The sequence below is a fragment of the Serratia sp. CY33525 genome (genome assembly GCF_052169115.1).
In the GTDB taxonomy this organism is placed as follows: domain Bacteria; phylum Pseudomonadota; class Gammaproteobacteria; order Enterobacterales; family Enterobacteriaceae; genus Serratia; species Serratia sarumanii.
The window spans coordinates 179478-201034 of sequence record NZ_JBJNLK010000005.1 but is presented as its reverse complement, the minus strand read 5'-3'; the positions used below and the strand labels follow the sequence as shown (position 1 = coordinate 201034).

At 58.3% G+C, this 21557-nt stretch carries 19 protein-coding genes; 6 read left to right on the top strand and 13 right to left on the bottom strand.

The annotated features are described in order from the left end of the window. Nucleotides 1-264: 264 nt before the first annotated feature. The 5 genes from ACJ8IM_RS14825 to ACJ8IM_RS14805 form a co-directional block, all read right to left on the bottom strand. Nucleotides 265-903, bottom strand: coding sequence for a DUF3164 family protein (locus ACJ8IM_RS14825; RefSeq protein WP_308317546.1), 639 nt, complete (start codon nt 901-903; stop codon nt 265-267). A gap of 179 nt (nt 904-1082) precedes the next feature. Next, entirely contained in the window at nt 1083-1340 is a 258-nt protein-coding gene (locus ACJ8IM_RS14820; protein WP_308317547.1) for a hypothetical protein, read from the bottom strand. A 9-nt stretch (nt 1341-1349) separates the two neighbouring features. Then, nucleotides 1350-2243 carry an AAA family ATPase gene (locus ACJ8IM_RS14815; RefSeq protein WP_442516239.1) on the bottom strand — a complete coding sequence of 298 codons (894 nt, stop codon included), beginning with the start codon at nt 2241-2243 and terminating at the stop codon, nt 1350-1352. A gap of 40 nt (nt 2244-2283) precedes the next feature. Continuing rightward, a complete protein-coding gene (locus ACJ8IM_RS14810; RefSeq protein ID WP_308317427.1) occupies nt 2284-4323 on the bottom strand; it encodes a Mu transposase C-terminal domain-containing protein in 2040 nt (679 codons plus the stop codon). A gap of 2 nt (nt 4324-4325) precedes the next feature. Beyond that, entirely contained in the window at nt 4326-4571 is a 246-nt protein-coding gene (locus tag ACJ8IM_RS14805) for a helix-turn-helix domain-containing protein (RefSeq protein ID WP_308317429.1), read from the bottom strand. Nucleotides 4572-4751: 180 nt separating this feature from the next. On the opposite strand from ACJ8IM_RS14805, the gene ACJ8IM_RS14800 reads away from it, so the two are divergent. Continuing rightward, the gene (locus ACJ8IM_RS14800; protein WP_308317426.1) at nt 4752-5300 is read left to right on the top strand and encodes a hypothetical protein; all 549 of its coding nucleotides are present in this window, start codon (nt 4752-4754) and stop codon (nt 5298-5300) included. 327 nt (nt 5301-5627) lie between these two features. On the opposite strand, the gene ACJ8IM_RS14795 is transcribed toward ACJ8IM_RS14800, so the two are convergent. After that, nucleotides 5628-6362 carry a GntR family transcriptional regulator gene (locus ACJ8IM_RS14795; protein ID WP_033654833.1) on the bottom strand — a complete coding sequence of 245 codons (735 nt, stop codon included), beginning with the start codon at nt 6360-6362 and terminating at the stop codon, nt 5628-5630. 658 nt (nt 6363-7020) lie between these two features. Here ACJ8IM_RS14795 and ACJ8IM_RS14790 point away from each other — a divergent pair. Together ACJ8IM_RS14790 and ACJ8IM_RS14785 are read left to right on the top strand one after the other, a co-directional pair. Then, complete coding sequence (locus tag ACJ8IM_RS14790; protein ID WP_033649075.1) at nt 7021-8418, top strand: purine-cytosine permease family protein; 1398 nt, start codon at nt 7021-7023, stop codon at nt 8416-8418. Beyond that, complete coding sequence (locus ACJ8IM_RS14785) at nt 8415-9347, top strand: PfkB family carbohydrate kinase (RefSeq protein ID WP_060438204.1); 933 nt, start codon at nt 8415-8417, stop codon at nt 9345-9347. The genes ACJ8IM_RS14790 and ACJ8IM_RS14785 overlap by 4 nt, the downstream gene beginning before the upstream one ends. Nucleotides 9348-9381: 34 nt before the next feature. Here the strand turns inward: ACJ8IM_RS14785 and ACJ8IM_RS14780 are convergent, their stop codons facing one another. Together ACJ8IM_RS14780 and xapA are read right to left on the bottom strand one after the other, a co-directional pair. Beyond that, nucleotides 9382-10632, bottom strand: coding sequence for a nucleoside permease (locus ACJ8IM_RS14780; RefSeq protein WP_033649108.1), 1251 nt, complete (start codon nt 10630-10632; stop codon nt 9382-9384). Between the two features lie 81 nt (nt 10633-10713). Then, on the bottom strand, nt 10714-11535 hold the full coding sequence (gene xapA, locus ACJ8IM_RS14775) for a xanthosine phosphorylase (RefSeq protein WP_033654829.1): 822 nt from the start codon (nt 11533-11535) through the stop codon (nt 10714-10716). Nucleotides 11536-11672: 137 nt separating this feature from the next. On the opposite strand from xapA, the gene ACJ8IM_RS14770 reads away from it, so the two are divergent. Beyond that, entirely contained in the window at nt 11673-12584 is a 912-nt protein-coding gene (locus ACJ8IM_RS14770) for a LysR family transcriptional regulator (RefSeq protein ID WP_033654828.1), read from the top strand. A 17-nt stretch (nt 12585-12601) separates the two neighbouring features. Here ACJ8IM_RS14770 and ftsP read toward each other — a convergent pair whose 3' ends face one another. The 3 genes from ftsP to parC all read right to left on the bottom strand — a co-directional run bounded on the left by ftsP (nt 12602) and on the right by parC (nt 17404). Then, complete coding sequence (gene ftsP, locus ACJ8IM_RS14765; protein WP_033654827.1) at nt 12602-14017, bottom strand: cell division protein FtsP; 1416 nt, start codon at nt 14015-14017, stop codon at nt 12602-12604. 132 nt (nt 14018-14149) lie between these two features. Further along, nucleotides 14150-14884, bottom strand: coding sequence for a 1-acylglycerol-3-phosphate O-acyltransferase (locus ACJ8IM_RS14760; RefSeq protein ID WP_033636057.1), 735 nt, complete (start codon nt 14882-14884; stop codon nt 14150-14152). 246 nt (nt 14885-15130) lie between these two features. Next, complete coding sequence (gene parC / locus ACJ8IM_RS14755) at nt 15131-17404, bottom strand: DNA topoisomerase IV subunit A (RefSeq protein WP_033636058.1); 2274 nt, start codon at nt 17402-17404, stop codon at nt 15131-15133. Between the two features lie 315 nt (nt 17405-17719). On the opposite strand from parC, the gene ACJ8IM_RS14750 reads away from it, so the two are divergent. Both ACJ8IM_RS14750 and ACJ8IM_RS14745 read left to right on the top strand, forming a co-directional pair. Continuing rightward, nucleotides 17720-18301 (top strand): NAD(P)H-dependent oxidoreductase, encoded by a 582-nt coding sequence (locus tag ACJ8IM_RS14750; RefSeq protein WP_033654826.1) that lies wholly within the window; start codon nt 17720-17722, stop codon nt 18299-18301. A 33-nt stretch (nt 18302-18334) separates the two neighbouring features. Then, nucleotides 18335-18643, top strand: coding sequence for a putative quinol monooxygenase (locus tag ACJ8IM_RS14745; RefSeq protein WP_033638602.1), 309 nt, complete (start codon nt 18335-18337; stop codon nt 18641-18643). 5 nt (nt 18644-18648) lie between these two features. Here the strand turns inward: ACJ8IM_RS14745 and ACJ8IM_RS14740 are convergent, their stop codons facing one another. Both ACJ8IM_RS14740 and parE read right to left on the bottom strand, forming a co-directional pair. Continuing rightward, nucleotides 18649-19563, bottom strand: a complete 915-nt coding sequence (locus ACJ8IM_RS14740) for a LysR substrate-binding domain-containing protein (protein WP_101455672.1) — start codon at nt 19561-19563, stop codon at nt 18649-18651. An 83-nt stretch (nt 19564-19646) separates the two neighbouring features. Next, on the bottom strand, nt 19647-21542 hold the full coding sequence (parE, locus tag ACJ8IM_RS14735; RefSeq protein WP_025304305.1) for a DNA topoisomerase IV subunit B: 1896 nt from the start codon (nt 21540-21542) through the stop codon (nt 19647-19649). Between the last annotated feature and the right edge of the window lie 15 nt (nt 21543-21557).

The following is a 21557-nucleotide window of genomic DNA, read 5'->3' as shown; positions in this document are numbered from 1 at the left end:
TTTAGGCGTAAGCGCCCCCTGCGGGTTTACGCCATAATTAAAAAGTTGTTTATTTACGTTTAAATTCAGCCTGCCGGCGTTAATGACTCAATATTGACAAAGTAAGGCGCAACATTGATTTCCACTACCGTCGCTGATTTTAGATCCCTGGCAACATCAACCGTTCTTACTGCCGGGCCACCGCGTAATGTTCGGTTGGGTTGATGAATAAACGTACTTCCCACAGCATATTGCTGGTTAAATAACTTGGCTTTAGACCCCATCTCACACCGCCGACATATCAAGGGAAATAGGCGTGTATTGGTCACTGTCGCCGATCCGCTCGTAGACGCGAACATAGGCACTGCTACCGATCACCTGTAATGCTTCGCCGATCGCTTTCATTGCCAACTGCCAACGGGTATCGGCAATATCATACCGCCGCAGTGCCAGAACGGCGCTGGTGCTGACTTCGCCTTCTTTATCTGTCGAGAACGCACGGTTAATCAACACCTGCAGCTCTGGCTTGGCACCTTCCGTCCAGTCAGTGAGGCATTCGTCAATCAATGCCTTTGCCGCCTGCAGACGTTCATCAAAAGCCAGCCGGTCTGCCATCGCTCGCTGGATCTTATAGCGACCATCAAACGTATACAGCGTGACATTGCCTTTCTTACCGCCGAGTTTGACGTTGTATTCATTGGCAGATAAATCAACAAATGCGGCAATATCTGCAAAAGTGGATTGTTTGAATTCTGCCATAACCTTATTTAACGAAATGGCTTTAAGGATGATTTCACCTACCAGGGCATCGCGAGATTTATCAATATCCTTAATAAGACCTTCGGGGGTTAATACACCTTTTGCGTCAACCCAATAGCCTTCTGGGGCAGTGGTTTCGGTAAATTGTTTGTTTTCAATGGACATTTGATTTCACCTTTACTGTTCTACGTACTGGCTTATATATTGACTTTCTCAGTTTTGTGAAAACATAACCAATCAAGCCTCGTGAAAGATAATGCGCTACGGCCTTCACCCTGGCATTATCATCGTCAGTGCAATCTGCTTTACATCTGATTCTAAACCTGCTGCCTTTCCCCGTTATTTCAATGATTACCTTTGCCATTGCTGTTCTCCCAGACAATGCGGGCTCCCCGCCAGATGTACATATTGACGGTACGATAAATACCGTTTTTACACTCGGTCATTTCGAAGGCGTCATTAACCCACGACGCCAGAGGTTTATTGACTTTGATAATCGGCAAACGATATTTTCCGTTAAACTCAACGACGGTTAATCCAGCACGCATCAGGCAATTAATTGGGGCCATCAGCTTAGGATTGTTTATCGGTAACTGGCACATAATTCCCCCTTAGTTAATCAGCATTTGTGCAAATTGATGCACTGCTTTGGCATTGACAGGAATCTCATTGATCGCACTAGTACGAATAACACCGCGCAACAATTTGAACAAACGACGGGCATTACCTTTCGACTCTTGATAAAGCACGTCGCTCAGCTCATCCCGTTTATCTTCTGGCAGTAAACTACCGGCAATGGTGTCGATATCGCCAGCAGGTAAGGCATTGCCGATATTGAGAGCAAAAGCCACGCGGCTATAGAGTTGAACAAATTCACCGCGTTTACCTTTGAGGTTAATAATAAGGCGCGGCATTCCGACCAGCACAACGCCGATACCGGTTTTATCATGGATACGGCGAATAGACTCCAGAGCCCGATAGGGCAGGTTTTCTGCCTCATCAATTATCAGCACTCGCCCCGAGTCCATTAACTTATTGATACAAGCCTCGCTCAGTTCATGCATATTGCCGCGAACAGTCAGACCCAGCTTGTTTGAAAGTTCCTCCAGAACGACACGCGCGGTATAGCCTGGATCGGCTTCAATGAGGATGGCATCACGATGCTTGGCCACATAGGCTTTTACCGTCATTGTCTTACCCAGACCAGCTTCGCCGTAAAGCACATTGATCTCACCATCCACATGGGCCAGGGTAATCAACTCCATTGCTTTTTTACTGGTCGATGTCGCGACAAACTCCGCCTTAATGCGCTGTTGTTTATCTTTCTCAGCCATGCGTGCAATGAGTGCGGAAACGAGTTCTGCAACCTCGTCCGAACGCCCGGCATAATTGCCCCGTAACCACGTACTGACAGTGGCTGGACTCATGCCGATAGCGCGGGCGACCTGGGTTTGACTCAGGCCTTTACGTTCCATCAACTCGACAAGTTCGTTTTGAATAGTCATAATCTTCTCCGGTTAATGAATTAGCGGCTTTTGATGGGCGTCAAATAGCCGCTTTTTTATTTAATTGCTTCTGCAAATATTCTTCTTTATCTGACTCAAAAAAGAACATCGGTTCCGGCTCATTACCAACAGGCTGATATCCATTCAATAACGCACTGTAATCAGGCGCTGCGTCCGCTGTAAGGAGTGGGTTCAGTTCGGCATTGATTTCATCGGCTTTGTTCATTACCAGCGCCATACGGCGGCTATGGCGGTCTTTCTTCACTTTCTCGATATATTCAACAGGGAATGCCGCGCGGGTGTTACCGTTCCATATCGCTGTGCAAACATATGAACCATCCAGCCGGCGAATAATGACGCTTTCAGCATTATGAATATCGAATTCGACGCGAACATTTTCGCCGTCGACATAAATCAGTTCTTCCGAGAAATAGTTATTGTTATAGAGGCTTATCCATCCACGCTGAGCCACACGCACCACACTTGGGCGGAACATATCCCGTAGTTCCAACTCAGACAGGCGTTCAATAGGTTCTTCAACCAGCAACTCGGCCCGATACTCTGCCGCTGTATAGTGACGGCCATCGTTCTTGCGCGGCAGTTCACTATGGCGGTGCTGGGTGTTGTAGCGTTCAATTTCTTGTTCGATTTCATCAATCAACTGATTCCATGAAGGCAGCTTGCTGATGGCGCGTTTCTGGACTTCATTGAGTTCTTTATTATTCCCCAGCGCAGTGAACGCAGAATTAATGCCGACGCTGGTTAAACGGACGGTTTCCCTATCGGCAGATTTGCCGTTATAGGTTGCGAACTTCCTGGCAATTCTCGCGGGTATCTCTTTGTTCAGGCGTTCGATGATGCCGCGAGCCTGTGGATTCCCAGGAATACCAGTTGGGTGATCAACCCCAAGGCGGGGGAGAATACCGGTGATATCAGCATCCAGCAGTTTTGCCGTTTGACCAGAGCCATTATCCGAGTAATACAGTAATGGAATGCCATGCCGTTCCATGCCGTGGCGCAGTGCATCGGCGACCGCTATCACGTTCTCTGCGAGACTCAGGCTCCAGCCAACCACGTAGCGAGTACGACCATCAATCACCAGGGTAATCTCCGGAGTGAATGGTCTGCCGTGATCAGGATGGGCTACCTTCATTTTCATGCTGTGGCCATCGCCGATCCACACGCCATTAACCGGCATCTGTGACCAGTCACGCTTAACATAGGTTTGCAGCGCACGATAAGCCGAACCGGTTACTCGCCCGCGTTGTTTAACAACCAGCGGCATTTTGTCCATGGCGCGGCGCACTGCAAAAATTGACGGTACTGCCGCGAGCATGGCCGGTTGATCTGCATATTGAGCTTTCCAGTCCGCGCAAAACCCTTCATACGCCTCAGCCATCGAAACCCCGTTCGTCGTCCGATAGTTGGCCATGAAAAGCGGCATCCAGTTAATAGACTCAACAGGTTTTGGCCGATGGTAGCCAGGGGCCAGCAGAGCCAAACGTTCAGCGCCATCGGCAGCTCTCAGATAATCAACCACCCAACCATTGAGGGTGCGAGAACCAATCCCAACACGGTTGCCCTTACGTGCATTGGCAATATCAACGGCATATTGCAGATGGTTAGGCAGTTCTTTTTTACGTGACCGGTCACAAATGAAGTTAATGGCTTTGATACGTGACAAACCATCTCGCTCCAAACGAAGTACTTGATCCACTATTTGGGAACGGGCATCAGCGGCGGCACGTTGCTCGGCTGTTAGCTCTGCCGTTTTTTTCTGCAAAATCGCTGGGCAGCTGCGCAGGATTTGCAACTGATCATTGGCGCTAATTGATGGCTGACGAACAACCTTAACGGGCTTTTCATCGGCCTTTAAAAGGTGATTAAAGTGCTGTTCACGCACTGCCGCCTGCGTTTTCGCCGGTAAACAGTCAATGTGATATTCAAAAGCCTTGGTGCCGGTGCGCTTTTGTTTCATTTCCGGTGAAGTGCCAGCGCGCTTATTCAGAGCAGCTCTCACCCCTGGTGCAGTGCCAGGCATACCTGGCAAACCGATTAGCTCATTCACGCAGAGAAACATGATTACGCCACCTTCTGTTGCTGTTGTTTGTTGTAACGGCTAGGCCAGATGGTGGCCGGCTCTTCTCCGATGGCTTCAGCAATAATGCCTTCAGCTTTCGGGTATTTCCGGGACAATGCATTTTTCAACGTATCTGCAGACAAACCAGCGCCGATGGAAAGATCACGCATGGTTTTGCCTCGCTTGTGTATAGCGGCAACGATGTCCGCACGGTGCCAGTCAACACAGACCACTTCATTTCTTTTCATCATTCGATTACCCTAAAAAGTTATCCGCGCAGATAATCCCTGTGGGTTATCCGGTCAGATGAAAGAATAGAGTCCAAAAGAAACCAAGTCAACAATTTAATTTTCTTTTGGATTCAATTTTAATAAAAAAGAAATCAAAATAAATCACTTAAAATCAGCGAGTTACAGGAAAAGTAAGTTATGAACAACTCTATGGAAGAAATTTCTTTTCGAAGTGAGAGCAAAGAAACCATGAAAGATCGGTTGCTACATCTGATTGGGACACGCTCAAGAAGGCAGGCTGCAGACGATTGGGGAATCAAGTACGCCACGCTAAACAACTATTTAACAGCTCGGGAATCACAGCCACGCCCTAATGTTGTTAAACAGATTGCAGATGCAGAGGGGGTAGATTCAAATTGGATTCTTTACGGAGTGTCGAGCCAAGAGAAAGAAACCGCTAGAGCTACTCCATTGAAGGCCAACGTCCAGTTCATTTGCGACATGATGTCAGTTCTTAGTGAGAGTGAAACCGAGTCTCTGAGAAATGTGCTTATTAGAGAGGGGATTAAGACCTTGTTGGCCCTGACCGAGGAGGATAACTTGCATCTGATTAACCTGAATCAGAGGCAGAAAAAGGCAGCACTGATGCTCGAACATTTGAGCGATGAGAAAGTTAGAGAGATTTTGCAAGGGGATGCGTCAAGCGCAACAAACTCCACTGTAAATATAGCGAATTCAAAAGGCTAATACCTTGAGCTTTAAGAATTTATTGCTCAAGGTCATCGCTTGAAATCAAAATGTATTAAAAGCTGTTCAAATCAGAACTACTCAATGATCTAAGTTGTGCAAAATAAAACGCAATATTTGACCTTTTCAATCATTTTTGCGGCGCTTATGCAAAATCAATAATTCCCCTCCTGAGCCAGCTCTCACGCGGCCTTGTGCCGAATTTCCTTGCGACCTTACCTATGTAAAATTGATCACTCCCCCACATTCTGCTGCTCTTTTTACAGGTTAATTAATCGCCGGGCGGCGATTATACGCACTAGCTGCAAAAAGAGCATGGTTATTTCGCTAACCGTTCACTTCGAATTCATAAACGTCGCTGCGGCACAAGATATCGCTGAACTCCAGCGCCTCACCCTGGGCATTGCGGCTGGTCTGGGTGATGTGCAACAACGGCGCGCCACACGGCACGTTGAGCAGCTCGGCAACCTCGTCGCTGCAGGATACCGCCTTCAGCAGAAAGTGTTTATCTTCGGGCACGATGCCGCGCGATTGCCATAACGCATACAGCGAATGTTCCAGCTGCCCCGGTTCGGGCAGGAAGCGCGGCGGAATATAGGTGGTTTCCAGCGAGACCGGGCTGCCGTTCAGCAAGCGCAAACGCCGCAGTTTGACCACCTCATCCCCTTCCGTCAGCCCCAGCGCCGCCGCGGCCTTGGCCGGCGCGCCGACCCGGGTGCGCAGCAGCCATCGATTGCTGACGCTGCTGCCGTGACGCAGCGCCTGAGCGGTGAAACCGCTGTCCTTATCGAGGGAATAGCCAATGTGCATCGCCACGCGGGTGCCAACGCCCTGCTGTCGCAAAATCAGCCCCTTCTCCTCCAGCAGTTTCATCGCCTTGCTGACGGTGACGCGCGACAGCGCCAGGCCTTCCGCCATCTGCCGTTCGGGCGGCAAAAACGCCTCCGCCGCCAGCACCTGCTGCCTGATCGCGGTTTCTATCGCCATCGCCAGCTGAATATAACGCGGCGCTACCGCCCCCTGCGCCAGATGGCCACGCAGCCAGGCCATAAAATCCGTCATTCGCCCGCCCTCTTACCTATGCCATTTGTCTGGATTTCGTTTTTTATCCTATCGCCGATCCGGCGATAAGCCCCTCACCTTAACTAAAATATCGCTAATGTTTTCAGAGTGGCATCACAATTTTTGCCTAATGGACTTTCATTGGATCTAGATCGCGCGTAATCTGTGCTTATTGATGTTGATACATCAATCGCACCAACACCAGGGACCCACTTTAAAAACAATAAAAAACCCGCTGCCAGCCCTAAAGGATACCCTTGATGGCCGGCAGCGGGGATATACTGTCAGCACAAACGGCCGAGAATAAGCAACGTAGCTAATGGATAGCTTGCTCACTGCTCATAGCCACATCACAGGATCCCCTCGCGGTGGGCGCAACGGATCGATGTCGGCAAATAGAAACGTTCCCGCTTCGCCAAACCCCGCTGCAGACCCACTCTTTGACTACACTCATTGGCGCCGTGCGGCCGACGTGCCTCACCCGATAAGGCTGATACCGCCCTCACTTTGACAGACCCGGCGGTCTCAGCCGCTACACACTGCGCGGAATCGGCGTCTTCACCGACAACGGAATAGCCGGCGTCAACCGCGCCAACGGAATCGATTTTCAGTCAACTGCGGCGGCCCTCGCGGCCCTGCGCTACAGGGATCATTTGCTATGACCGATATCAATCGCAATGAAGCATGGAAGGTAGAAAGCACCGGTATCGATCGGGTGCCGGACGCGGAACAGACCGGCAAGCCCATCGAGCTGTTTTGGATCTGGTCGGCGGCCAATATCGGCATTCTCGGCGTGGTGTACGGCGCCATTATCGTCGGCTTCGGCTTATCCTTCCTGCAATCGGTACTCGCCGCGCTGGTCGGCGTCGCCAGCTTCGTGCTGGTCGGTCTCACCAGCTTCGCCGGCAAGCGCGGGCGCACCTCTACGCTGACGCTCTCGCGGGTGATTTTCGGCCTGAAGGGCAACGTGGCGCCCACCCTGTTCAGTTGGATCAACCTGATGGGCTGGGAAGCGGTCAACGTGATCACCGGCACCCTGACGCTGGCGGCGCTGTTCGAGGCCTTCGGGTTGGGTAGCAGCCACCTGCTGACCGCGCTCAGCCTGCTGCTGTTCGGCGGGCTCACTGTCATCGTCAGCCTGCTGGGGCAAAATACCGTGGTCTGGATGCAAAGCTGGTTCAGCCGCATCTTCGGCACCATGACGCTGATCGTGGTGCTCTATATCCTGTTCAACACCGAGTGGAGCCAGGTGCTGGCGCTGCCTTCCGGCAGCTGGTTGACCGGCTTCCTGCCGGCGGTATCGGTGATTGCCGCCGGTACCGGCATCAGTTGGGCGATCGCCGGCGCCGATTACAGCCGCTATCAAAGCCCGAGCTCGTCGAGCAAAAGCATTTTCGCCGCGGTAATGGGCGGCGCCTGTTTGCCGCTGATGCTGCTGATGCTGGCCGGCATCCTGCTTTCCGTGCAGCTGCCCGATCTGGCCAGCGCCGCCAACCCCATCGCACTGATAGGCTCGGTGCTGCCCGCCTGGATGGCCATTCCTTATCTGCTGGCCGCCACCGCCGGCATCGTCACCATCGCGGTGCTCAGCCTGTATTCCGCCAGCCTTAACCTGCTGACTATCGGCGTGCAGGTCAAGCAGTGGCTGGCGGTGTCGATCGACGCGGTGGTGGTGTTGGGCATCGCCCTGTATGTGCTGTTCATCTCCGGTGATTTCATGGGGCCGTTCATCTCCTTCCTGGTGTTCTGCGGCGTCTTCCTGGCGGCCTGGGAGGCGATTTTCCTGCTCGATTACCTGTGCCTGCGCCGCCGCCACGGGTATGATGGCAACGCTTTGTACGGCCTGCATGGCCAGAACCGCGGCGTGCGCAAAGCCCCGCTGTTCTGCTGGTTCCTCGGCGCCCTGTGCGGCCTGCTGGTCACCAAAACCGGTTTTATCGACGGCCCGCTGGCCAAAGGCCTGTTCGCCGATTCCAGCCTGGGGCTGTTTGTGTCGTTCGCGGTGAGTCTGATCGCTTACGGTCTGTACCTGACCCAACGCAGAGAACATCAATGAGTGAGTGGGAAGCTGTAACACCTGTCCTGGTGATTGGGGGCGCGGTCGGCGATCTGGTGATGACGCTGCCGCGCCTGCCGACCAGCGGCGAAGATATCGAAGCCCAGCCGCAGGCGCGGCAAATCGGCGGCTGCGCGTTCAACGTGGCGCGCGCGCTGGTGCGCCTGGAAACGCCGGTGATTAACGGCATGCCGGTTGGCAACGGCGAATGGGGCGCGGCTGCCGAAGCCGCCATGGGCGAGCTGGGGCTGGAGGTGCTGCTGCGCCACGGCCAGATGGACAACGGCTGGTGCCTGGCGCTGGTGGAGCCGAACGGCGAACGCACCTTCATCACGGTTTCCGGCTGCGAAAGCCAATGGAATAAAGCGCAGCTGGCGACGCTGCCGCTGACGGAGCACACCCTGATCTACGCCAGCGGCTACGAGCTGGCAGGCGAAAGCGGCGAGGCGCTACGCGAGTGGCTGACGCGCATGCCGTTCGACCAACCGCGCCTGATCGATCCCGGCCCGCGCATCGCTCAGCTCAGCGAAGATTTCTTCGCCATGCTCAGCGACAGCCACACCCTATTGACACTCAACCGCGACGAAGTGGCCGCACTGTGCGGCGGCGGCGACGCCGTGGAGGCCGCGCAGCGCTATGCCGCCGCCCGTAACCTGACGCTGGTCTGCCGCCTGGATCGCGACGGCGCGTGGATCTGCGACGGCCGCACGCCGCCGCTGCACGTGCCCGCCTATCCGGTAGACGTCGTCGACACCATCGGCGCGGGCGATGCCCACTGCGCCGGTTTGCTGGCGGGCCTGTCCGCCGGCTGGCCACTGCCGCAGGCGGTCGATCTGGCCAACCGGGTCGCCGCTTGCGTGGTGGCCAGCCTCGGCGCCGCCAATCCGCCGGACCGGCAGCAGTTGCAACAGCGCTTCCCGCAGGCCTGACATTTCAAGGCGCCGTCACGCGGCGCCTTCTGCCTTACTGCGCCGCCGCCGCGCTCTCCTGCGGCGGGTGGCGATAGTTGAAGCTCAACGCGAACACGATCCCCAACACCAGCGTATACAGCGCAAACACCAGCCAGATGCTCTGCCAGTCTTTCACGCCGTCATGGCTGAAGAAGTCCACCACCTCGCCGCTGGCAAGCGCACCCAGATAGGCGCCCAAACCGTTCACCATGGTCATGAACAGCCCCTGCGCGCTGGCGCGGATGCGGCGATCGGCCTCTTTCTCGACGAAGATGGCGCCGGAGATATTAAAGAAGTCGAACGCACAGCCGTAGACGATCATCGACAGCAGCAGCAGAACGAAACCAAAGCCGACCGGCGTGCCATAGGCCAGGAACAGGAAGCGCAGCGTCCAGGCCGCCATGCTGATCAGCATCACCTGCTTGATGCCGTAACGGCGCAGGAAGAAGGGAATGGTGAGGATAAAGAACACTTCGGAGATCTGCGACAGCGACAGCAGCACCGCCGGATACCGGACGCTGAGGCTGTCCTGATACAGCGGGTTGAGCGACAGATCGTGCAGGAACGGGTTGCCGAAGGTATTGGTTATCTGCAGCGCCGCGCCAAGTAACATGGCGAACAGGAAAAACAGCGCCATGCGCCGCTGGCGGAACAGCACCAGCGCATCCAGCCCCAGCACGCTCACCCAACTCTTCGACTCGGCCGCGCGGTTGGTCGGGCAGCGCGGCAGCGTCAGTGAATAAGCGGACAGCAGCAGCGACGCCGCAGAAGCCAGATACAGCTGCAGATTGCTGAGCTCGATTCGGCTGAAGCCGACCAGCCACATCGCCAGAATGAACCCCACCGTGCCGTACACCCGCACCGGCGGAAAGTCCTTCACCGTGTCAAAGCCGTGCTTTTCGAGACAAAAATAGGAAATGGCGTTAGAGAGCGCGATGGTCGGCATATAGACCATGGCGTTGAACAGCATCACCCAGAACATCAGCATCGGTTGCTCGACCTGCGCCGCGCAGTACAGCGCCAGCGCCCCGAGCAGGTGACAAAGCGCATACAGGTAGTTGGCCTTCATCCACCGATCGGCGATGATGCCCGCCAGCCCCGGCATGATCAGCGCGGCGATGCCTTTGGCGCTGTAAACCATCCCCACCTGCATGCCGCTGAAATGCAGCGTGTTGATCATGTAGGAGCCCAGCGTCACCAACCAGGCGCCCCAGATAAAGAACTGCAGGAAAATCATGACCTTCAATCGTGCTTTTATCGCCATCGCCATCACCTTGTTATTATGCTTTCAACGATGATTGGTGCGGCGGGCCCCCTGCAGCCCGCCGCCGGTTTGCCTGCGGTGTTACAGCGTTTTGAACAGCTCGCGGATCAGGCGCATGAAATCGTCCGCCGCCAGCGCCGCGCAGCTGAGCGTTTGTTCATGGGAGAGCGGCGTATCCGACAGCCCTTCGGCGTAGTTGGTCATCGCGGACACCACCAGCACCTTGAGGCCGCAGTGGCGCGCCGTCAGGACTTCCGGCACGATCGACATGCCCACCACGTCGCAGCCCAGGGTCTGCATCATGCGGATCTCCGCCGGCGTTTCGAAATTCGGCCCGGTGTAGGCGGCGAACACCCCTTCCGCCAGCGGAATGACCGCGCTTTCGGCCACCGCCGCCAGCCGGGCGCGCAGATCGCGATCGTAGGCGTTCGCCAGGCTGAAGAAGCGCGGCCCGAAGCGCTCGTCGTTGGCGCCGACCAGCGGCGATTCCGGCATGAAATTGATGTGATCGGTGATGGCCACCAGGCTGCCCGGCGCCACCGAGCGGCGCAGCGAACCGGCGGCGTTGGTCGCCAGCAGGAATTCACAGCCCAGCAGTTTGAAGGTGCGCACTGCGGTGGTCATCACCTGCATGCCGCGCCCTTCATAGAAATGACCGCGCCCTTTCATGCACAATACCGGCACGCCTTCCAGCTTGCCGGCGACCAGCTGCCCGGCATGGCCGGCGACGCCGCTCACCGGGAAGCCCGGCAGCTCCGCGTAGTCGATGGTGACGGTTTCGGTCATCACCTCCGCCAGGGCGCCGAGTCCAGAGCCGAGAATCAAGGCCGCTTTCGGCTGGAAACCCGGCAGGCGTGCGCGGACGACATCGGCGCAGGTAAAAGCATCTTCTTGATTAAACATCGTATTCTCTCTTTCAGCGGGGGATAATAATCCCCATAGTAGAGAGCGAGGCGCGGCCGAGACCAATACATTCTTGGCGGCCGATTTATTCCATTTACCTATAAGTTGAGCTGCGTCACAAGGAGGCGATACCCCGGATGAATCAGCCCCATGCCCTGCCCGATCCCGGCCGGATTAACTTCCGCCTGCTGCACTATTTCCGCGTGGTGGCGGAAGAGATGAACTTCACCCAGGCGGCGCGGCGGCTGAATATGTCACAGCCGCCGCTCAGCAAGCACATCAAGGAGCTGGAAAGCCAGCTCGGCGTGGTGCTATTCAAACGCACCACCCGCTCCATGACGCTGACGCCAGCCGGCCGCACGCTGCTGCGCAACGTCGAGCGGCTGCTGGATCAGGCCGACAGCGCGCTGCATCAGGTGCAACAGATGGGGCGCGGCGAAGGCGGCCACATGGTGGTCGGCATGGTCGGCACCTCGGCCTGGGGCGGCCTGATCGCGGCGCTGCGGCGGTTCAGCGAGCAAAACGCCGGCGTCACCTGGTCGTTGAACGAGCTGACGCCCAGCCAGCAAATCGCCGCGCTGCAAAAGCGGCATATCGATATCGGGGTCTGGCGAGAGGCGCAGCAACAGACGCTGCCGGGGTTGACCTGCCAACGCTTGGCGAGCGAGAGCATCGCCGTGGTGCTGCCGCTCGATCATCCGCTGGCGCAGCAGGAAAGCATCCCGCTGGCGGCGCTGCAGAACGACAGTTTCATCGTGCTGCCGCCGCACGAGGCCAGCCTGGGGCTGTATCTGCACAATCTGTGCCTGCAGCAGGGATTTTTGCCGGACGTCGCTTATCAGGTCAACGAACCGCAAACCCTGCTGGCGCTGGTGGCGGAGGGCTGCGGCATTACGCTGCTGCCGGACAGCTACGGCCGCATCCCGTGGCCCGGCGTCCGCTTTTGCTCGCTGCAGCAGGCGCCGCCGGCGGATCTGTACGCGGTTTACCGCGCCGACAGCGTCACGCCGGTCGTAGAGGCCTTTCTGGAGATGCTGCGGGCGCCGTAAGCGGCCCGCAGCGCAGATTACATCGTCGGCTGCACCATCAGCTGGCCGGCGGTGCCGCGATCGGCCATCTCCAACGTCTGGCTGTAATACAGGAACGGGAAGTGTTCGGAGGTAGGTTGGTTGAAATACACCAGCAGCTCGACGTCGCCATCGACCCAGACGGTGTCCTTCCAGCCGCGATCTTCCGCCATCGGCTGCGCGCCGTTGACACGTTTGATCAGGAACTGCACGCCCTGAATATGGAACGACTGCGGCGTATCCGCATGAATGTTCCAGCGTTCCCAGGTGCCTTGCTGCGCCTGCACGTCGATGCGGTTCATGTCCCAAATCGCGCCGTTGATGCCGACGCCGCCGTCGCCCAGGCGGAAATCGCGGGTGCGGCTGGCGCTGCCGTCCAACAGCTGATCCGCCAGCAGGCGCATCGGCAGGTTGTCGGTCACCAGCGGCAGCAGGCCGGTCGGGCGCAGCGTCAGCACCTGGGTGGACACCAGAATGCTCGACGGCTCGAACAGGCCGCGCAGGCGATCCATGATGCCCGCCGCTTCACCGGCGGTGATGGTCACCTCCTCGCCCTTCGACATGTCGATCAGCACTTCCCGGCGTTCGCCCGGCGCCAGCGACAGCTGCTGCACCGCGACCGGCGCGGGCAGGAAGCCCTGATCGCTGGCGATCACGTTGAATGGGCGCCCGTCGCTGAGCTGCAGGGTATAGCGGCGCGCGTTGGAGGCGTTGAGCAGGCGCAAACGCACCCAGCCGCGCGACACCTCGACATACGGATTTTGCACGCCGTTGACCAACAGCGTATCGCCGACGAAACCGCCCTGCGACGGCGCATCGTATTGCGGCGTGCCGAAGTTATCGAAGCGCTTGTCCTGAATGATCAGTGGGAAATCGTCGACGCCGTAGTGGTTGGGCAGCGGCAGCGCTTTGCTGACGGCATCCTCCACCAGCCACAGCCCGGCCAGCCCGTTGTAAACGTGCGGCGCCATGCGGTTCGGCGTATTGGCGTGGTACCAGCAGGTGGCCGCCGCCTGGCGAATAGGCAGCACCGGCGACCAGTCGACGTTGGGCGACATCATGCGCGGCGCGCCGCCCATCAGCGTGCCCGGCACCTGCAGACCGCTGATGGTCATCGCCACCGGCTCCTGCAGGCGGTTGCTGTAGATCAGTTTGACGTCGTCACCGCTGTAAACCCGCACCGTCGGCCCCAAATACATGCCGTTGATGCCCCACACCGCCGCCTTGCGGTTATCCATAAACGCCCAGTGGGCGCGCTGCAGGGTCAGGAACAGCGGTTGACCGCGGCGAGACTCCAGCAGTGGAGGAATGGGTAATGGGGTCTGCGTTCCGCTCGCCTCTGCCCTCAGCGGCACGGCGCTCGCGCACAGCGCCAGGCCCGATGCCTGTATAAACTGACGTCGACTGAGTGACATATTTTCTCCATGAAAAGCAATAACTAAACCGTGTGCAAAACCCAAACGCCCGCCAATCAAGATTAGCAGGCGCTCAGGCGTTAACGGCGCTGAACGCCAATTAAAAACGTATTCTTTGAAGCTGGTAGACTCTTATTTTTTGGCGGCGTTGCGCTGGGCGACTTCGGCGTCCAATTGGGCGATTTTCGCCTCCATCAGCTCGCGGCAATGCGCCGCCAGCTCGCGCACGTTTTCTTTGCCGTATTTGCTGGTATCCACCGGCGCCAACATCTCGACGATCACGTGACCGTTATTCCAGCGATTAAGATTTATATTACCGCTGGTGGTCGATACGCAGATCGGCACAATCGGCACGCCGGCGGCGATGGCCGCGTGGAACGCGCCGGTTTTAAACGGCATCAGCCCGCGACCGCGGCTGCGGGTCCCTTCCGGGAACATCCAGATCGAAATGTCTTTCTTTTTGAACTGCTCCGCCACCTGGGCGATGGTGCCGTGCGCCTTAGCGCGATTATCACGATCTATCAGCAGATTACCGGTCAGCCAATACAGCGGGCCGAAAAACGGGATCCACACCAGACTTTTTTTACCGACGGTCACGGTGCGCGGCTGCACGATATTGGCGGCCGTCACCATGTCGTAGTTATTTTGGTGGTTGGCGATATAGATGCAGTTGCCGTTGTTGGCCGCATCGGCCGGCACTCGGGTTTCAACCTTGATGCCGAACAGCGTCGACAGGCGGCCGAAAAGGTGGCCGAAGGTCGCCACATGGCGGGGATTGCGCGGGCTGAACAAGCAATAAACAGAACCGAAAATACACACCAGAATACAGAAAAGAGTGGCGAGAACGGCACGCAAAATCAATAACATAACAACCTCATTAGCACACTGCCAACGCAGTTTACTTCGCTGCGCAGATTCCTTTACTCATTATTTGCCGGCCAGGCGATAAGCACGCCGATGTCGCCTGCCTTTCTCGCTATTTTCCCGCCAGCCGGCAATACGCACAATAATTTTATGCGCAGAAATGTTAACTATTTGGAAAATAAACGCCAGTAAAAATAAATAAGGCGGCCACAGCATGCTGCGACCGCCCGTTAACGCTGGCGCCAACGCTTACTCTTCGCTGTCGCCGCCCGACGCCCGCACCGGCGCATCCACTTCGACGCGATCGATGCGCTGCAGGCCGCGCGGCAGCTGGGTGCCCTTGCGCCCGCGCTCGGCGCGGAACTTCTGCAAATCCTCCGGCCGCAGCGTCAGCTTGCGTTTGCCGACGTGCAGCGTGACGGACGCCTGCGGCGGCAGCACGAACAGCCAGGCCAGCTTGTCGTCACCGGCCGCCGCCTGGGCTGCCGGAATGGAGACGATCTTGTTGCCTTTGCCCTTCGACAGCTGCGGCAGATCGGCGACCGGGAACATCAGCATGCGCCCGGCGGCGGTGATCGACAGCAGCATGTCGTCTGCGCCGTGGATTTCCATCGGCGGCAGCGCCCTGGCGTTGTCCGGCAGCGTGATCATCACCTTGCCGGCGCGGTTGCGCGCCACCAAATCGTTGAAGGTGCAAACGAAGCCGTAACCGGCATCGGACGCCATCAGCAGCTTCTGATCGTCGGCCGCCATCAGCACTTGCTCAATGGTGGCGCCCGGCGGCGGCGTCAGCTTGCCGGTCAGCGGCTCGCCCTGCCCGCGCGCTGAAGGCAGCGTCATCGGATCGAGCGCATAGCTGCGCCCGGTGGAGTCGATGAACACCACCGGCTGGTTGCTCTTGCCGCGCGCCGCGCCGCGGAAGCTGTCGCCGGCCTTGTAGCTCAGGCCGGCCGGATCGATGTCGTGGCCCTTGGCGCTGCGCACCCAGCCCATTTCAGACAGCACGATGGTCACCGGCTCGGACGGCACGAAGTCGTGCTCGCTCATCGCCTTGGCTTCCGCACGCTCGGTCAGCGGCGAACGGCGATCGTCGCCGTAGGTCTGCGCATCGGCCTGGATCTCTTTCTTGATCAGCGTGTTCAGCTTGCGTTCGGACGCCAGCAGCGCCTGCAGCTGATCGCGCTCTTTCGCCAACTCATCCTGCTCACCGCGGATCTTGACCTCTTCCAGCTTGGCCAGGTGACGCAGTTTCAGCTCGAGGATCGCTTCCGCCTGGGTGTCGGAGATGCCGAAACGCTGCATCAGCACCGGCTTCGGCTCATCTTCGCTGCGGATGATGTGGATCACCTCGTCGATATTGAGGAACGCCACCAGCAAACCTTCGAGGATATGCAGGCGTTTCAGCACTTTCTCGAGGCGGTAGTTCAGGCGGCGGCGCACCGTGTCGCGACGGTAGGCCAGCCATTCGGTGAGGATCTCCACCAGCCCTTTGACCTGCGGGCGGTTATCCAGACCGATCATGTTCATGTTGATGCGGTAGCTGCGTTCCAGATCGGTGGTGGCGAACAGGTGGTTCATCACCTGCTCCAGATCGATACGGTTGGAGCGCGGCACGATCACCAGGCGCGTCGGGTTTTCGTGGTCGGATTCATCGCGCAGATCTTCGACCATCGGCAGCTTCTTGGCGCGCATCTGGCTGGCGATCTGCTCCAGCACCTTGGCGCCGGACACCTGGTGCGGCAAGGCGGTGATCACCGCGCTGCCGTCTTCTTTCTTCCACACGGCGCGCATGCGCACCGAGCCGCGGCCGCTCTGGTAAATTTTGCGGATTTCGTCGCGCGGGGTGATGATCTCGGCTTCGGTCGGGAAGTCCGGCCCCTGCACGAATTCGAGCAGATCGTCGAGCGAGGCGCCCGGCTTGTCGAGCAGCGCCACCGCCGCGGCGGCGACTTCGCGCACGTTGTGCGGCGGAATGTCGGTCGCCATGCCGACGGCGATGCCGGTGGTGCCGTTCAGCAGGATGTTCGGCAGGCGCGCCGGCAACATCTTCGGCTCTTGCAGCGTGCCGTCAAAGTTCGGGATCCAGTCGACGGTGCCCTGCCCCAGCTCGGCCAGCAGCACTTCGGCGTATTTGGAGAGGCGCGATTCGGTATAACGCATCGCCGCAAACGACTTGGGATCGTCCGGCGCCCCCCAGTTCCCCTGGCCGTCCACCAGCGGATAGCGGTACGAGAACGGCTGCGCCATCAGCACCATGGCTTCATAACACGCGCTGTCGCCATGCGGGTGGTATTTACCCAGCACGTCGCCCACGGTGCGGGCGGATTTCTTGAATTTGGCGCTGTTGTTCAGCCCCAGCTCAGACATGGCGTAGATGATGCGGCGTTGTACCGGCTTCAAACCGTCGCCAATGTACGGCAACGCCCGATCCATGATGACGTACATGGAATAGTTCAGATAGGCGTTTTCAGTGAATGTGTGCAGCGGTAAACGCTCTACACCATCATGAGTCAGATCACTCATTACTCAATTATCCTCAGACCGTGGCTTGGCAATCCCTGGACGACAATAAGGCATCGCTTGTCGATTCTGCCCGCGATAGTAACCCATCTGCGGGGTGGCTGTCACAGTTGGCGCAAGGATCGTCGGCCGAAGGCGCTGCCGCCGGGACGTTTAGGCAAAATTCCATCGCGATTGTTGATTAAGAATCAACACTGTTGTGTCTGTCGTCACGTTTTTACTTGCCTGGCCAGCGATTACACTCTCGTTCAGCAAGCTGTTTTTGCGCACCGCAGCGGAAAACGGCATCTATCTTAACTCTGACGGGAGACGCAAAAGATGAGCAATATCCTGATTATCAACGCTAAAAAGCAATTCGGCCATTCCAACGGCGAACTCAACCAAACCCTGAGCGACGTGGCGGAAAGCTTCCTGCACGATCTGCAGCACGAGGTGCAGGTCACGGTGGTCGACGACGGCTATGACATCGAAGCCGAAGTGCAGAAATACCTGTGGGCCGACGCGGTCATCTATCAGATGCCGGGTTGGTGGATGGGCGAGCCGTGGATCCTGAAAAAATACATCGACGAAGTGTTCACCGCCGGCCACGGCAGCCTGTACGCCAGCGATGGCCGCACCCGCTCCGACGCCGGCAAGAAGTACGGCTCCGGCGGCCTGATTCAGGGCAAAAAATACCTGCTGAGCCTGACCTGGAACGCCCCTCTCGAAGCCTTCACCGATCCGAACCAGTTCTTCCACGGCGTCGGCGTCGACGGCGTTTACCTGCACTTCCACAAGGCCAACCAGTTCCTGGGGATGGAAGCCTTGCCGACCTTTATCTGCAATGACGTGATAAAACAACCGGATATCGAAACGGACATCGCACGTTATCGCGAGCATCTGGCGGGAATTTTTGCTTAACTGGCAGCGAAGGGCTTAACCAACGAGGTAATGATGATCACCGTAATCGCAGAAATCAAAGTCAAACCCGGCCACCGCGCCACCGTGTTACAAGCCATTGAAAAACTGGTGCCGCTGGTGCTGGCGGAAGAAGGCTGCGGCGAATACACGCCGATGGTAGACAGCCACACGCAGGCTCCCTGGCAGAAACTGTCGCCGGATTCGGTGTTTATGCTGGAAAAATGGCAAAGCCAGGCGCATCTGGAAAAACACCTGCAGATCGACCATATGCTCAAGCACCGCGAAACCATCAAGGACTACGTGCTGGGCACCGAGATCTACGTGCTGGAAAACGCGCTGTAATCCCTTCAGAGGCCCTCTGCGGCCTCTGGCGTCTCTCCCTCAAGGCGGGCGCTGACGTAGTCGAGAAAACAGGTGAGGCGCGCCGCCAGCTGGGCGTCGTGGTAATACACCGCGTTGATCGGCTGACGCACGTCCAGCGTCTCCCGCACCAACAGCGGCACCAGCCGGCCCGCTTCCCGATCGCGTCGCGTCATGAAGTCCGCCAGCTGGACAATGCCCGCTCCGCGCAGCGCCAACTCACGCAGCGTCTCCCCGCTGGAGGCCGAGATCGTCGGTTCGATGGCGAAATGCCGCGCCTGCCGGTAACGCAGCGGCCACTGGTTCAGCGATTCCGGGTAGGTGAATCCCAACAGGCAATGGCGGTGCAGATCTTCCACGCCGCGCGGTTCGCCATGCCGTTGCAGGTAATCCGGGCTGGCGAGGATGCGCAACCGGCTGTGCCCCAGCAGGCGCGCATGAAGCGTGGAGTCACGCAGCGCGCCGATGCGGATCGCGATATCGGCGCGTTTCTCCAACAGGTCGATATTGCGATCGTCGGTGTCCAGCTCCAGCTCAATCTGCGGATAACGACGGCGGAACTCCGCCACCATCGGCACCAGCACGTGCGCCATGAAAGGGGCGGCGGCGTTGACCCGCAGCCGACCGGCGGGCAGCTGGCGCCGCAGCGCCATCAGTTCTTCGGCCTGATCCACCGAACGCAGTATTTCGCGCGCAGGCGCCAGGAAGCTCTGCCCTTCTTCGGTCAGGCTCAGGCGACGCGTGGTGCGGCGCAAGAGCGTAGCATCGAGTTTCGTTTCCAGGCGGCTGAGTGCGCGGCTGACGCCGGAGGTGGTTTGGCCGAGCCGATCGGCGGCGGCGGTGACCGAACCGCTGTCGACCACCGCCGTGAACGCCAGCAGCTCTTCGAGGGTGATCTTCACGCGGTTCGCCCCAGGTTGACGGGCGCCGCATGCAACGCCCTGCGGGAAAGCAGGCCCGGCGTTTCACCGGGCCAGGGTCAGGCTCAGACCGCCAATTCGGCCATGTCGCCCTTGTCTTGCAGCCAGTTGCGGCGATCTTCCGAACGCTTCTTGGCCAACAGCATGTCCATCACCGCCAGCGTCTGATCGACGTCATCCTCTGCCACCGTCAGTTGCACCAGACGGCGGGTGTTCGGATCGAGGGTGGTTTCGCGCAGCTGCAGCGGGTTCATCTCGCCCAGCCCTTTAAAGCGCTGTACGTTCGGCTTGCCCTTCTTGCGCTTCAGCTGTTCCAGCACGCCGGCTTTCTCTTCTTCATCCAGCGCGTAGAACACCTCTTTACCGAGATCGATACGGTACAGCGGCGGCATGGCGACATAGACGTGGCCGCCTTTCACCAGCGAACGGAAGTGGCGCACGAACAGCGCGCACAGCAGCGTGGCGATGTGCAGGCCGTCGGAGTCCGCATCCGCCAGGATGCAGATTTTGCCGTAGCGCAGCTGGCTGAGATCTTCGCTGTCCGGATCGATGCCGATCGCCACGGAAATGTCGTGCACTTCCTGCGAGGCCAGCACTTCGTCCGAAGACACTTCCCAGGTGTTCAGGATCTTGCCCTTGAGCGGCATGATCGCCTGATATTCACGATCGCGCGCCTGCTTGGCCGATCCGCCCGCCGAGTCCCCTTCCACCAGGAACAGTTCGGTCATGGCCAGATCCTGCGAGGTGCAGTCCGCCAGCTTGCCCGGCAGCGCCGGCCCGCTGGTCAGCTTTTTGCGCACCACTTTCTTGGCGGCGCGCAGGCGGCGCTGGGCGCTGGAGATCGCCAGCTCGGCCAGCTGTTCCGCCGCCTGAACGTTCTGGTTCAGCCACAGGCTGAAGGCGTCTTTCACCACGCCGGAAACGAAGGCCGCGCACTGGCGCGAGGAGAGACGCTCTTTGGTCTGCCCGGCGAACTGCGGATCCTGCATCTTCACCGACAGCACGTAGGCGCAGCGATCCCAGATATCTTCCGCCGACAGCTTCACGCCGCGCGGCAGAATATTGCGGAATTCGCAGAACTCGCGCATCGCGTCCAGCAGCCCCTGACGCAGGCCGTTGACGTGGGTGCCGCCCTGCATGGTCGGGATCAGGTTGACGTAGCTTTCGGTCAGCAGCTCGCCGCCTTCCGGCAGCCACAGCAGCGCCCAGTCCACCGCTTCGGTGTCCCCGGCGAAATTGCCGACGAACGGCGCTTCCGGCAGGGTGATCAGGCCGTTGACCGCTTCCATCAGGTAGTCGGTCAGACCGTCCTGATAGCACCAGCGCTGTTCGGTGTTGTTCACCTTGTCGATGAAATAGATCTCGACGCCGGGGCACAGCACCGCTTTGGCTTTCAGCAGGTGAGTCAGGCGCGATACCGAGAAGCGCGGGCTGTCGAAGAACTGCTCGTCCGGCCAGAAGTGCACGCTGGTGCCGGTGTTGCGTTTGCCGCAGGTGCCGGTCACCGTCAGATCTTGCACCTTGTCGCCGTTTTCGAAGGCGATGCCGTAGACGTTGCCGTCGCGGCGCACGTTGACTTCCACCCGCTTCGACAGGGCGTTGACCACCGAGATCCCAACGCCGTGCAGGCCGCCGGAGAACTGGTAGTTTTTATTCGAGAATTTACCGCCGGCGTGCAGCCGGCACAGGATCAACTCAACCGCCGGCACGCCCTCTTCCGGGTGGATGTCCACCGGCATGCCGCGGCCGTCGTCGATCACTTCCAGCGACTGATCGGCGTGCAAAATCACGTCGATGCGCTTGGCGTGACCGGCCAACGCTTCGTCGACGCTGTTATCGATCACCTCTTGGCCGAGGTGATTTGGGCGCGTCGTGTCGGTATACATGCCGGGACGACGGCGCACTGGTTCTAGACCGCTGAGTACTTCAATGGCATCAGCGTTATAGCTGGATTGAGTCATCGTTGATTATTTTTT

Bases quoted from the DNA above. Each gene is read 5' to 3' on its own strand.
- ACJ8IM_RS14800 (WP_308317426.1), top strand. From the start codon at position 4,752: ATGAACAACTCTATGGAAGAAATTTCTTTTCGAAGTGAGAGCAAAGAA.
- ACJ8IM_RS14825 (WP_308317546.1), bottom strand. From the start codon at position 903: ATGTCCATTGAAAACAAACAATTTACCGAAACCACTGCCCCAGAAGGC.
- ACJ8IM_RS14805 (WP_308317429.1), bottom strand. From the start codon at position 4,571: ATGAAAAGAAATGAAGTGGTCTGTGTTGACTGGCACCGTGCGGACATC.
- ACJ8IM_RS14815 (WP_442516239.1), bottom strand. From the start codon at position 2,243: ATGACTATTCAAAACGAACTTGTCGAGTTGATGGAACGTAAAGGCCTG.
- ACJ8IM_RS14750 (WP_033654826.1), top strand. From the start codon at position 17,720: ATGAGCAATATCCTGATTATCAACGCTAAAAAGCAATTCGGCCATTCC.
- ACJ8IM_RS14810 (WP_308317427.1), bottom strand. From the start codon at position 4,323: ATGTTTCTCTGCGTGAATGAGCTAATCGGTTTGCCAGGTATGCCTGGC.
- ACJ8IM_RS14760 (WP_033636057.1), bottom strand. From the start codon at position 14,884: ATGTTATTGATTTTGCGTGCCGTTCTCGCCACTCTTTTCTGTATTCTG.
- ftsP (WP_033654827.1), bottom strand. From the start codon at position 14,017: ATGTCACTCAGTCGACGTCAGTTTATACAGGCATCGGGCCTGGCGCTG.
- parC (WP_033636058.1), bottom strand. From the start codon at position 17,404: ATGAGTGATCTGACTCATGATGGTGTAGAGCGTTTACCGCTGCACACA.
- ACJ8IM_RS14790 (WP_033649075.1), top strand. From the start codon at position 7,021: ATGACCGATATCAATCGCAATGAAGCATGGAAGGTAGAAAGCACCGGT.
- ACJ8IM_RS14820 (WP_308317547.1), bottom strand. From the start codon at position 1,340: ATGTGCCAGTTACCGATAAACAATCCTAAGCTGATGGCCCCAATTAAT.
- ACJ8IM_RS14745 (WP_033638602.1), top strand. From the start codon at position 18,335: ATGATCACCGTAATCGCAGAAATCAAAGTCAAACCCGGCCACCGCGCC.
- xapA (WP_033654829.1), bottom strand. From the start codon at position 11,535: ATGTTTAATCAAGAAGATGCTTTTACCTGCGCCGATGTCGTCCGCGCA.
- ACJ8IM_RS14770 (WP_033654828.1), top strand. From the start codon at position 11,673: ATGAATCAGCCCCATGCCCTGCCCGATCCCGGCCGGATTAACTTCCGC.
- parE (WP_025304305.1), bottom strand. From the start codon at position 21,542: ATGACTCAATCCAGCTATAACGCTGATGCCATTGAAGTACTCAGCGGT.
- ACJ8IM_RS14780 (WP_033649108.1), bottom strand. From the start codon at position 10,632: ATGGCGATAAAAGCACGATTGAAGGTCATGATTTTCCTGCAGTTCTTT.
- ACJ8IM_RS14795 (WP_033654833.1), bottom strand. From the start codon at position 6,362: ATGACGGATTTTATGGCCTGGCTGCGTGGCCATCTGGCGCAGGGGGCG.
- ACJ8IM_RS14785 (WP_060438204.1), top strand. From the start codon at position 8,415: ATGAGTGAGTGGGAAGCTGTAACACCTGTCCTGGTGATTGGGGGCGCG.